Origin of the sequence: Marinifilum sp. RC60d5, from assembly GCF_052400665.1 — a bacterium.
Classification (GTDB): domain Bacteria; phylum Bacteroidota; class Bacteroidia; order Bacteroidales; family Marinifilaceae; genus JBQTGK01.
In genome coordinates this window covers 79,397-92,365 of record NZ_JBQTGK010000008.1, presented here as the reverse complement: position 1 = coordinate 92,365, position 12,969 = coordinate 79,397, and the positions used below count along the sequence as shown (strand labels likewise).

Genomic DNA, 12,969 nt, shown 5'->3' with positions numbered 1-12,969 from the left:
TGCAAAAAAAAATGAAAACGTTTCGATTTGGGAGAAATATAAAGAAGTTATGTTTATAAGTTTTATGCGAATAATATATACTGCAGACTTTAGTGAGAAGATATTTAGAGTAGTACAATTCGAATAAATAATAATTAATTATAAAAAATGAAAAATAAATTTTTACTAATTACTTTAGTTCTTTTTCTTCTTGTTTCGTGTAAAAAACAGGAATATAAAACGACAATTAGCATTGTAGAAAGTGAGTTTTACATTAATGGAAAACCAACTTTTGAAGGTAAAACCTGGCGAGATTATTCCATTCAAGGATTATTGCCTAACGTGAGAATGGTACAAGGAATTTATGATGATTTAAATCTCGAAACAGTAAATCGTTGGGCTTATCCGGATACCAAAGTTTGGGATGCCAATAGAAATACAAAAGAGTTTATTGAAGCAATGCCTTTATGGAAAGAAAATGGCTTACTCGCTTTTACAATAAATTTGCAGGGTGGTAGTCCCGAAGGATATTCGAAAACACAGCCTTGGCATAACTCTGCAATTACCGAAAAAGGAGAATTGCGTCCAGAATATATGAATCGTTTGAAGTTGATTTTAAATGAAGCAGATCGCTTAGGAATGGTAGCCATTATTGGTGTGTACTATTTTGGACAAGAGCGAAGAATGGAAAGTGAAGAAGCCATTAAAACGGGTTTACTTAATGCGGTTGATTGGATTTTAGAAAATGATTTTCGAAATGTCCTGCTCGAAGTTTGTAATGAGAGTTCATTTCTTTATTTCCATTCCATTCTTAAAGAAGAGCGGGTTCATGAATTAATTCATTTGGCAAAATCGTGTCAGGTAAACGATAGACGATTATTGGTAGGAACTAGTTTTCTCGGCAATCATATTCCTACGGATACAGTTGTTGCAGTTTCCGATTTTATCTTAATCCATGGCAATGGAGTTGAGAAGTGGGAAGGAATTGTTGAGCAAGTAAATAAAACCAAAGCTTTAAAAGGTTATAAAGGGCAACCAATTGTTTACAACGAAGATGATCATGAAGATTTTGATCAGCCAATGAATAATTTTGTGGCTGCAACAAGTCAGAAAGTATCCTGGGGTTATTTCGATTATCGCCGAAAAGGAGAAGCTTTTGAATGTGGATACCAAAACCCACCTGTGGATTGGGGAATTAACTCAGAACGTAAAAAAGCATTCTTTAAGATTTTAAGTGAGTGGAAATAAAGATTAAGCCCGTCAGCGGTTTTTAATTCTTACGGGCTTTTAAAATTTGATCTATCTCAATAAATCTAGAATTATAGTTAGCTTAAAGTAAGAGTTGAATGCCAAATAAATAACTGTATTATTGTTAGTTGTCAAAATACTTACTTGGTGTTTTTCCAAATTGCTTTTTAAAACAGGTGCTAAAATATTTTGGATCATCGAATCCCGATAAGGTAGCTACTTCTGTAATATTATATCTGCCTTCCTGTAATAATTTTATGGCGTGTTTTAATCGGATTACTTTCACAAAATCGTTTGGTGTTTGTCCTATTAAAGCTTTTAGTTTTTCGTAAAGTAAACTTTTACTAACTCCCATTTCCTGAGCAAAATCATTTACTGCAAATTTTGGATTATCCATTTGCTGATTTACCAATTCTATTGCTTTTTTAATAAATATCTCGTCTTGTTCGTTGGCATAGGATCGATCTTGCTGAATTGGTTCTGCACTTGTTAGAAAATTCTCTTTAGCACGATTTCTATTGTCTATTAAATTGTCAATTTTAGCTTTTAAAATGGAAACATCAAATGGCTTGGTAATGTAGTCGTCAACACCTGTTTGTAGTCCTTTCATAATGTCCTCTTTCTCGTTTAAAGCAGAGAGTAGAATAATTGGAATGTGCGACGTTTCGAAATTATTTCTCACATTACTACTTAAAGAGATGCCATCCATTTCGGGCATTTTAACATCAGAAATAAGGATATCTGGTTTTACCTTACCAATTTGTTCTAATGCTATTTTTCCATTCTCAGCAACATAAACATTGAACTGATCTTCGAGTGTGGTTTTTAAATAGTTTCTAAGCTCATCATTATCTTCGGCAAGTAAAATATTTGATATTGTTTTTCCTTTTTTATTATTTTCCTGAGTAGGATCTGAATTAATATCTAAATGATCAACTTTAACCTCGGTAAGAGTTTTGGGTTCAATAAAACTTACATCTTTTCCAAAATGAGATTTGCCATGCTTAAAGCTTATTTTAAATTCCGATCCTTTATTTTCTTCACTTTCGAATTGTATTTTTCCTTTGTGAAGAAGAACATAGTTTTTTACCAAAAGTAGGCCAATTCCGGTACCCGGAACCTTAGAGTTAATGGCATTTTCGCCTCTGTAGAATTCTTTAAACAGATTTCTTTGTGCTTTCTTAGAGATTCCAATTCCTGTATCTTTAACCAATATAGTCCACGATTTTTTATCCAGTTCTAAAGATACTTTAACTTCTCCTTCCGAGGGTGTATATTTAATGGCATTCGATAGTAAATTTTCTATCAGCTTGTCCATTTTTGCCTGATCAATCCATTCTTCCAATTTTTCTACCGAAGAAGAGAAACTTAAATTAATTTTCTTTCTATTGGCTAGAGTTTGAAAATTCAGAACCTTCCGATTTAATAAATCAACTATTTCAACTTTACTTAATACTAGTTGACTCTTATCTAAATCAGATTTCTGAAAATCGAGTAGCTGACAAACCAGTGCATTTAATTTATCCAGATTGTTCACCGATAGGTTGAGGTAATATTTTCCTTTTTCAGATAATCCATTCTCCATTTTCAGCTCGTTGAGAGGAGCACTTACAAGGGTTAAAGGGGTACGAATATCGTGTGCCGTATTGGTAAAGAAATTAATTTTTTCTTCGGAGCTTTTCTTGCTCATTTTTATCTGTAAGTAAATTATTACCCAGCGAATAATAATACCTGTAAAAATCAAGTATAAAAGCTTGGCCCATATTGTATTGTAGAATGGTGGTGCTACTTCTATCTCAATCATTCTTTCGTCCAGAACCTTATCGGAAGAATAATCTATGGCTTTTAAATGGAGTCTGTATTTTCCTGGCGAAAGGTTTGTATAATTGGTCGATTTTGCAAAAGAAGGAGTATTCCATCTATTGTCCAAACCTTCCAGTTTCCACGAATATTTTATTTTATCTGAATTAAAAAAACTGATTGAAGTAAAGGCTATAAAAAACGAGTGCTGGTAATGTTTAAGGATAAGCTGCTTTGTGTTGTTAATTGATTTTTTTAAGGGCGAACCTTTTTCATTTGGGTAAACGACTTTATTAAACAGACCAAATTCCTCCAGGTATATTTTGGCCTTCTTCTCTTTTATTTTGATGTCTTTAGGATTAAATTGGGTGACACCATGATAGGATCCAAAAAAGATATCTCCCGATTTATTTTTTAATGCAGCACATTGTTTAAATGTTTTATCCGAAATCCCATCTTCGGTAGAAAAGTTCTGGAAACTATTGTCTTTAGTATTGAAACGCGAAATTCCATTTTCGGTGCTTAACCATAAGAATTCCTGATCGGCAATTATTGCATAAATATGATTTGAAGGTAAGCCATCTTGAACGGTATACGATTTTGTTTCTTTATTTTTTGTGTTGTAATAAAATAATCCAGAGCCCCTTGTTCCATAGTAAAGGTTTTGTTGATTATCTTGATATACACAATATACATAGTATCGTTTCGAAATTAAATCGAGTAAACCTTCTTTTTTGTTTAGCAGATAAACCCCCTGTATACCTCCAATGTAAAGTTCATTTTTATTTTTTTCGGTAAAGGAATTTATACTTAGATTATAATATCTGTAGAATTTTTTATCCTCATGCTTATACTGGCAAAATTTTCCATCTCGACCACCAATCCAAATGTCTTTTTTTGAATCCATGAAAATGTCAAAAATATAGTTGGTACCAATAGAGTTTTTATCAGAAGCATCGTTAAGGAAATGTGCTTTAATTTTAAAATCAGGACTAATTAGATAAGCACCTTTTGAGTATGATCCGGCCCATATATTGCCATCGGCATCTTCGCATAAATCGAGAAAAACATTGGTTTCGTTCCCTTTTCCAGTAAAGAAATGGCGCCATTTGTTATTTTTCTTCTGCAGTACGCTAACTCCATTGTTGGTGCCAAACCATAAATTACCACTTTTATCTTCAAATACACTATTTACAATGCTGTTGCCTAATGATTGATTGTTGTTTGTTTGGTGAGTGATAATTTTGAATTTTATGGCTGCCGGATCTAGAATATTTACTCCACCCGTATAAGTACCTATCCAAATTCTGTTGGCTCTGTCTTTATAGATATCGTATACACCATTTCCATTTAAGGAGAATTTCTCGTCTTCATTTTCATGGAATATTTTTTTTACCTGAAAAGAAAATAAATCAACCATCCATACACCCATACCGTCAGATCCTATTAGCATAGATCCGGAATCGAACATTTCAAATTTACGAATGGGTACAGTCGGAAAATTTGAATTAATTTTCTTTAAATCACTTAGTTTTTTAGTGTTTAAATCGTAACAGTAAACTCCTTGCGAGAAAGTTCCAATCCATACTCTATTGGTGTCTTTATTGTAATACAAACTGTTTACTCTCTGGTTTTCACCTAAATTTATACTTAATTCTTGTAATGATTTATTAAAAATATTATATAGATATACCTTGTTAAAAGTAGCAAATAGCATTTGTTTCTTATCCAATTTGCAAATGGCAGTTGTATAATCTTGTTTTAAAGGGTATTTTTCAAACTGTTTTAATTTGCCCTTTGTTAAATTATATAAACCATTATCGGTTCCCAGCCAAAGGGTGTTACTTGAATCGAAGCCTGTAGAGTTTACCCATAATCCCGAGTAATATTCGTTTCGGTGTAAATTAAAATAGATTTCGAACTTATCGTTCTGGTAGTTGTATTTATAAAATTGTCCGATGTCACTATAAGCCCAAAGTAAAGAGTCATTATCTATTTGCAGATAAAAATTTTCTGGAGCATTTTCCCGCGGAGTAGCAGGCAAAGTGTAGTTTTTTAATGTTTTACCATCAAACCTGTCAATTCCTGTTTTTGTCGAAATCCAAATAAATTCCTTTTTGTCTTGTTTGATATTTACAGTTTGCCTGCTGCTTAAACCCTGTTCAACATTAAGATGTCGAAACTGCTGAGCATTTACAGTCAGTGTTCCTGCCAGAAGAAAGAATAGTAGTAATAAAATATTCAGAAATCTATAGTTCATTTTACTTTTGTATATCAACAATTCGAAATTCAAATGAGGAATTTCAATTTGCTCAAGATAAGTTAAAATGTTGGAGGGTGATAGCAAAAGTATCTAATAATAGCTGTATTTACAAGGTGTAATGTCGATTTATACAAAAGATTAATAAAGGTGAAGAAATTGTATTAAAATTAATGTTTGGTGATCATTTTTTGTTGAGACCTAAATTCTCTAGGTGTGCATCCTTTTAATTTTTTAAATGATCGGTTGAAGTTAGAGATGTTGTTGAATCCACTTTCAAAACAAATTTCAGAAATATTCTTTTCTGTGTCTATCAATAGTTTTGCCGCATTTCCGATTCTAATTTCCAAAAGATAATCTGAGAAAGATCTTTGTGTTCTCTTTTTAAAGAAGTGGCTGAATGCCGATGGTGACATGTTTACCATTTCTGCAACTTCATTAATTCTTATTGATGTGTGAAGATTTTCAATTAAGAATTGATTCACCATTTTAATACGTCTGCTTTTTGATGTGTCAAACTGTTCTACATAGGAAGGTGACGATAAGGTCATTTGATTTCTGGAAATGGACAGATCGTATAGAATGGATAGAAAATCAAGAAAAGAATCAAATCCAGTAACGTCTGATAGTTTTAAGATGCGATCAGTTATATTATGAGTTGTGTCTTCAGAAAATAAGATTCCCATTTTCGATTTCTCCAATAAATCTTTTATTGGAAGACTAGCTTTTCGATTTAAGGTTTGCTCGCTTAAAATATTGGTTTGAAATTGAATGGTAATTACCCTGGCGTCATCAGTACTGCCACTCCATGCGTGAGGTGTGTTTGGACCAATTAATACCAAATCTGCCGAATCGTAGTTTTTAATAGAATCACCAATGATACGTTTTCCTTTGGATTTAAGGACAAGGTTTAATTCGTACTCAGGATGGTAATGAATAGGGAAATCAAACTTGGCATTTTGATGATCAAGAACAATAAAAAAATCGTGTTCTGATAAAGGCGTAATTTCACGTACAATTCTTGTCATAAATTAAAAAGTTTGCGTTATAAGTTATTAAATGATTAATATTATTGTGCAAATGTAATAAAATATTCATAAAAGTATTGCTTTATAATCTTGTGTAATGCTAGTAAATTCAGTTGTTTACGCTTGTGTTCTACTTGTTTGTTGAATTCTAGTATAATTAATAATTCATTAAAGTATAGGTAAAGAGCATGAAAAGTAAAATTTTACTGAAAGTTGAGTGCTACTTTTGAAACATCGATAATTTTATTAGAAACGAGAAATCTATATCTATGAAAAAAAGAAACCGGATATTGAGTTTATTAATGATGTTTTGTTGCCTTTTGATGGTGACATTGCAGGCAAAAGCTCAATCTCAAAATGTAAATGGAGTAGTCTCCGATGCAAGTGGAGTAAGTATTCCAGGTGTGAGTGTGGTTGAAAAAGGCACTCAAAATGGTACCGTTACAAATATCGACGGTGAATTTAATATTCAAGTTTCGTCGGAAAGCGCAATCGTTGTATTTTCATTTGTAGGTTACAAAACGCTTGAAATTCCTGTGACAAATCAAAGTAGTCTTACTGTTACTCTCGAAGAGGAAACCTTAGGTTTAGAAGAAGTTGTTGTTGTAGGATATGGCTCGGTTAAAAAGAGTGACCTTACCGGATCTGTATCTTCTGTGAAAATGGATGTGGTTCCAATGAAGCCTGCTAATTCTATTGATGGTCTTTTACAAGGACAAAGTGCAGGTGTACAAGTTGTTTCTTCATCGGATGATCCAGGTTCAGGATCTACTATCCGTATTCGTGGAGGTAGTTCTTATCGAAGTGGTAATGAGCCTTTGGTTGTTGTTGATGGTTTTCCAATTGGAAATGCTGGGGATATAAAACAAATTTCGCCTAATGATATTGCATCGATGGAAATTCTGAAAGATGCTTCTTCGACAGCAATTTATGGTTCGCGTGGTGCAAATGGTGTGATCATGATCACCACTAAAAAAGGAGCCAAAAATACGACTGAAGTTACCGTTTCTCAGCAAAATACAATTTCAGAATTTACATCAGATCTAAATTTGTGGAGAGACCCTGTGTTAATGGCTGAATTAAGCAATGAATCCAGAACTAACGGTGGTTTTGTTCCATTGTATGTAGGTGCAAATGATCCGAATGGAGTTTATTATCCTTCGGTAAGTGAATTGAAAAGTGGGTCGTGGGCGTATAACACTCGTTGGGATGATGTTGTTTTTCGTACGCCAATTTCGAACAATACGAATATTGCAATTCGTAGTCAGAATGAGAAGACTCAGTTTAGTTTGAGTACAACTTATTTTACCGATGAAGGAGTTTATATTGATGATAATTATAAAAAACTGAATACAAATCTTAATGTAGTTCATAAGGCGTACGATAATCTTACAATCGGAACCAATATTCTTTTCACTAAAGGAGAAAGAAATAACAATGGTGGTTTGGCTTATTGGCGAAATCCTGTTTTTCCAGTTTATAACAATGATGATGCATCGAAAGGTTATTATATGTTGGGAAATCAAGATTATGATCATCCAATTGCTTTAACCGAGAATAAATCAAATACCAATGAGTTTTTGGATTTTTTAGGTTCTGCATTTGCTGAAGCTCAATTGTTACCTTCATTGCAATTAAAGTCTCAGGTGAATTACAAGTTTAGTCGTTCAATAACCGATTTTTACAATCCGAAAGTGTATACCGAAGATGGAACCTTTAACAATGGTGCTGGTGGTGTTGACAATTGGGAGAGTAGTGAGATCGTTTCTGAAACATTTATGACGTTTAGTAAGACGCTTAATGAAGTACACGCTATAAATGCAATGGGTGGTTTTTCATATCGTTATAAAAAAGATCGTTCGTCAAGTCTTAGAGCCTATGATTTTTTGAATGAATCTTTACGAAGTGGAAACCTTTCTAGTGGTAACCCTGAGAAACAAAGCGTAGACAATAGCTTGAGTGAAGAGGTGATGTACTCATACATGGGGCGTTTGAACTATACATACGATAGTAAATATTTAGCAACCCTTACTATGCGTGCCGATGCTTCTTCAAAATTTGGAAAGAACAATCAATGGGGGTATTTCCCATCAGGAGCATTGGGATGGAAAATGCACCACGAAGATTTCATTAAAGATTTAAATGTATTTGATGAGTTAAAACTTCGTACTAGTTATGGTATTTCTGGTAACCAAGAGCCAATTGGAGCTTATCTAATTAATAGCCAATATGGTCAAGATCAATACTATGTGAATGGTAGTTGGCAAACAGCAATTGGACCAGGTTATATCGCTGGTTGGGACAGTCAAACAGGGAAGAAGCAATGGGGTGGAATTCCTAATCCTGATTTAAAATGGGAAACAACAAGACAATTTAATGTGGGCTTTGATATGGCATTTTTCAACAGAAGATTGCGTGTGATTGCTGATTATTACAATAAATATACAAACGATTTATTACGTCAACGTTGGTTGTCACCATCATCAGCTTACGATTTGATGTGGGTGAATGGCGGAGAGATCAAGAATGAAGGAGTTGAATTAACGATTGATGCTGATATCATTAATAAAAATGACTGGAAAGTTTCAGGATCGTTGATTCTTTCTAGAAATAAAAACGAAGTAGTTAGTCTGGGTAATGAATTGGCTTTTGGTTTGAATTCTGATGCCAATACAGGAATGCAATATGAATTTAATGCTTCAACAATAGAGGCTTTTCGTGCAAAACCAAACATTTTGGGAATTGGAGAAGCAGTTAATGTTTTCTATGGTTATAGAGTAGATGGTATTATTCAAAGCTCTCAGGAAGGACTGGCCGCTGGGTTATCAGGAAAAGATGCTCAAGCTGGAGAGTTTAAATATGTTGACATTAATGAAGATGGAGTTGTTGATAGTAATGACCGTACTATTATTGGGGATCCAAATCCTGATTTTACAGCAAGTATGAATTTGCAAGTGAGTTATAAAAACTTCGATTTGGCACTATTCTTTAACGGAAGTTTTGGTCAGGATATTTTTAATACCAAAGCATTTAGTGAGCCAAGTAATCAACCTCTGCGTTGGACTCAAGACAATCCAACCAATAATTATCCTAGCCTGCGCGAAGGACGAAATTTATTGATGTCCGATTGGTTTGTTCAAGAAGGAAGTTATGTGCGATTGCAAAATGTTTCTTTAGGATATAATATTCCAGAATTAGGAATATCATGGTTCAAACGAGGACGTATTTATATGAATGCGACCAACTTGTTTACCCTTACCGATTTTGATGGTTATGACCCTGAAGTTGGAAGTGATGGTATCTACTGGGGAGGTTATCCTAAATTGAGAAAATGGACATTGGGTGTTGAATTGACATTCTAATTCAAGATCACAAGAATCATTTACACCATTTAAAAAGATCAGAAAATGAAAATATTAAATAAAATAGCATTGGGTTTGGTTTTTGCAGTAGGCTTCGCTTCCTGCGAGAGCCTAGATGTGGAACCTACAGGCTTTTATTCCGACGATAATTTTTACAAAACAGTTGAAGATGCAGAAGCTTCATTACTATATGCTTACGATGCATTAACGCTGGTAAGTTATGCTCCGATCAACTTTTACTTGAACGAATTGGCATCAGATAATTGCAATGTAAAATCAGATGAAGGGTCAGATGCACAGGAATTTGTGAATTGGGAGGTGACTTCTCAAAACGAACTGTTAACACAATATTATCGATGTGCATATATTGCCGTGAATAGAGCAAATGCGGTTATCGAGAATGTTGAAGGAAGAGGATTTGAAGAAAGTGAAGAACGACGTTTGTTAGGAGAAGCTTATTTTCTTCGTGCTTACAATCATTTTAATGTCGTTAGAGCTTTTGGTATCGCTCCTTTGCAAACATCCTTAATCGATAAAATGGATGAAACAACATCTAGTTTACCTGAAAATATGCAGGAAGTGTATGCATTTTTAATCGATGATTTAACTAAGGCCGTTAACTATTTAGAAGTAAATCGTGTAACGGGTCGTGCCGATAAAGTAGCTGCCCAGGCACTTTTAGCAGATGTTTATCTTTTTGCAGCATCAGCAAAAGAGAGTGGTGTACCTAAATACGATGCACTTACCGAGAGTGTTGATAATTTGTATGCGAAAGCTGCTGAGTATGCTGGATATGTTCTTAATGATCAATCTGAATATGCACACGATAGTAACTTGCAGAATATCTACGATGTGGATAAAGCAGATGGTCCAGAGCATATATTTATTCTATCGATGGATCGTTCTGGAACAGCAGAAGGGGATTACTCTAAACTTTCTAAATATTTTATTCCTTGGATTGCAGGAGGTACTATTTACTTAAAGAATACAGATGATTCTTTCTCTCCAACTCATGATGGATGGAGTGTATTTCAAACTACCAATAAATTAATATCATCTTACGAGGCTAATGATAAGCGTCGTACAGATCTATTTGTATCCGAAATTTATGATGAAGAAAATAATTTATCGGGTTCGGTTTCCGATGGAACAATTCCTTACGAATTCACCAGAAAATATATTGATACGGAGTTTTCAGGTGATAAAACCAGTACGCGTCCTTATTTGATTCGTTACAGTGAAGTACAATTGATTTATGCTGAGGCTACTGCTAATGCAAGTGGTTTAGAACAATACAATCAAATTCGTAATCGTGCAGGCGTGAGTGAGTTAGATGATCTTTCTGGTTTATCTGCAGAGGAATTCCGCTCATTGGTTGTTGAGGAACGTCAGCGTGAATTTGCCTATGAAGGAGATCGTCTTTGGGATTTACGACGTAAGAATATTGTACAGGAAAAAGTAACAGAAGCAGCAGGTCTTTCGCCTGAGCAAGTTGCTTTTTATCCAATTCCTCAGCGTGAAATTGATTTGAATCCTAACATTAATTAAGAAGAACGATGAAAAATTTATTAAATATATTTCTAATCGTATTGGTGGCAACGATGGCTTCTTGTACGTCAGATCCTTTTGAGGATTTGGAAGGTAATGATTGGCAAAAGGAGCGTAATATTGTTTCGATTTTACTTGAAGGGCAAATTGGAACGGCAATTATTCAACGTGACTCTGAGAATGCCAATATTAAGGTATATGCTAAATTAGAAAATATAGCAGATATCTCTAAAGTAGAAATTAAGAACATTGATTTTGCTTATGGAGCATCTTCAACAAATGTAACGGGTACAAGTTTAGATTTTTCAGATGGTACAGCTAGTATTTCTGTTGTGTCAGGAGCTGGAGAAACCTTGAATTGGGAAGTTACTTTGAGTCCTTTTAAATCAGATCTTGAAGGAGACTGGTACATTGGCGAAATCCGCATGTATTGCGATATGTTTACCTGGGAAAGCTGGGGATGGGAAAAGAATGAGAAAATTACTGATTACCTGCCAGAGTTGAATCCAGAGTTGGATAATGTAATCACGTTTACCGTAGAAGGTGCCGACGAAAAAGGGAATCCATTTGGTAATTACGAACACAATGCCGGATCTGATGGTGTTTTTGGAAGTTTTGGAGACACAGAAAAAGGATGGGACTTCAATGAAAGATTCCGAACTATTCCTGAAGGCAAAGGAACTTGGTCGCGAGATTTTGAACGTAATAAAGTAATTATTACAGATGGAAATAATGTAGAGCATGAATTAGATCTTGAGTTATTTGCAGAAACTAAAGAAGTATCTCTAAAGGCTAGCTTACCCTATTTAAGTAATCTTTTTAATTGGACCGATACGGATTGGTCATACGAAGAATTGGCTCATATGTCAAATCCAATGTGGTACACTCTTACAAGGGAGAGATTATTGCAAACAGGAAATGATATTACTGGTTTAACAGTGAAAGATCAAGTTGGTGATGCTGTAATTGATGCCGCGAACAAAACTGTTACAGTTAAAATAGAAGATAATGGTGCTGATAAGTCAGCTATCGAGATTATGAGCATTGGTACTTCTTATGGTGCTTCAGCAAATAAAGCTGTTGCTCAAATGCTTGATTTTTCTACTGATAATTCCACTCAGATCACAGTTACTTCTGAGGCAGGAGAATCAGCAGTGTGGACTATTAAATTGGAGATTGATCTTGATATTAGTGATGTTTCAATTGCTGGAACATGGAATATAGGTGAAATTGGAATTTATGCAGATTTATTTACCTGGGAAAGCTGGGGATGGGATAAGTCTGAAAAATTAACCAACTATCTGTCAAATGCTAATCCAGAGCTTGATAACACAATCACATTTAATGTAGATGGAAAAGATGGAGCTGGACAGCCATACGGAACTTACGAAAATAATGTGGGTATCGATGGTTTGAATGCGGACTTTACTTATGATGGTGCCGATTGGCCAGAGACAGATTTTAATGATAGATATAGAAAAGTGCCAACAGGTACAGGAACATGGATTCTTGAAGGAGAAACTGTGAAAATTACTGATGCTGATGGAGTTGAGTACATACTAATTCTTGAGATAAAAACTGAAACAGAAGTTGCTTTAACAACAGAAGTAGAATTTTTAGCAGACTTGTTTGACTGGGATGTATCAAATTATAGTTATGAAGAGGTTGCTCACATGTCGAAGAAGATGTGGTATAATCTAAATAAGCAATAAAAAATTAATAACCAGTTGCAGATTTGTCTGCA

General features: G+C 34.4%; 6 protein-coding genes. 4 read left to right on the top strand and 2 right to left on the bottom strand.

Features of this window, described 5'->3' with window-relative positions; translation table 11 throughout:
* The first annotated feature begins 147 nt into the window (after positions 1-147).
* Positions 148-1,227, top strand: a complete 1,080-nt coding sequence (locus ACT3CE_RS15170; RefSeq protein ID WP_444710616.1) for a hypothetical protein — start codon at positions 148-150, stop codon at positions 1,225-1,227.
* A gap of 124 nt (positions 1,228-1,351) precedes the next feature.
* Here ACT3CE_RS15170 and ACT3CE_RS15165 read toward each other — a convergent pair whose 3' ends face one another.
* Both ACT3CE_RS15165 and ACT3CE_RS15160 read right to left on the bottom strand, forming a co-directional pair.
* Positions 1,352-5,287, bottom strand: coding sequence for a hybrid sensor histidine kinase/response regulator transcription factor (locus ACT3CE_RS15165; protein WP_444710615.1), 3,936 nt, complete (start codon positions 5,285-5,287; stop codon positions 1,352-1,354).
* Positions 5,288-5,457: 170 nt separating this feature from the next.
* Entirely contained in the window at positions 5,458-6,315 is an 858-nt protein-coding gene (locus ACT3CE_RS15160; RefSeq protein WP_444710614.1) for an AraC family transcriptional regulator, read from the bottom strand.
* A gap of 269 nt (positions 6,316-6,584) precedes the next feature.
* Between ACT3CE_RS15160 and ACT3CE_RS15155 the strand changes: the two genes are divergently transcribed.
* From ACT3CE_RS15155 to ACT3CE_RS15145, 3 genes are read left to right on the top strand one after another with little or no spacing between them, the layout of a single operon-like run.
* Positions 6,585-9,677 (top strand): SusC/RagA family TonB-linked outer membrane protein, encoded by a 3,093-nt coding sequence (locus ACT3CE_RS15155; protein ID WP_444710613.1) that lies wholly within the window; start codon positions 6,585-6,587, stop codon positions 9,675-9,677.
* 45 nt (positions 9,678-9,722) lie between these two features.
* Positions 9,723-11,225 (top strand): RagB/SusD family nutrient uptake outer membrane protein, encoded by a 1,503-nt coding sequence (locus ACT3CE_RS15150; protein WP_444710612.1) that lies wholly within the window; start codon positions 9,723-9,725, stop codon positions 11,223-11,225.
* Positions 11,226-11,233: 8 nt separating this feature from the next.
* A complete protein-coding gene (locus tag ACT3CE_RS15145; protein ID WP_444710611.1) occupies positions 11,234-12,937 on the top strand; it encodes a hypothetical protein in 1,704 nt (567 codons plus the stop codon).
* Positions 12,938-12,969: the final 32 nt, after the last annotated feature.

Excerpts from the sequence above, each read along its gene's own strand:
- ACT3CE_RS15170 (WP_444710616.1), top strand. The coding sequence starts at position 148 with ATGAAAAATAAATTTTTACTAATTACTTTAGTTCTTTTTCTTCTTGTT.
- ACT3CE_RS15165 (WP_444710615.1), bottom strand. The coding sequence starts at position 5,287 with ATGAACTATAGATTTCTGAATATTTTATTACTACTATTCTTTCTTCTG.
- ACT3CE_RS15160 (WP_444710614.1), bottom strand. The coding sequence starts at position 6,315 with ATGACAAGAATTGTACGTGAAATTACGCCTTTATCAGAACACGATTTT.
- ACT3CE_RS15155 (WP_444710613.1), top strand. The coding sequence starts at position 6,585 with ATGAAAAAAAGAAACCGGATATTGAGTTTATTAATGATGTTTTGTTGC.
- ACT3CE_RS15150 (WP_444710612.1), top strand. The coding sequence starts at position 9,723 with ATGAAAATATTAAATAAAATAGCATTGGGTTTGGTTTTTGCAGTAGGC.
- ACT3CE_RS15145 (WP_444710611.1), top strand. The coding sequence starts at position 11,234 with ATGAAAAATTTATTAAATATATTTCTAATCGTATTGGTGGCAACGATG.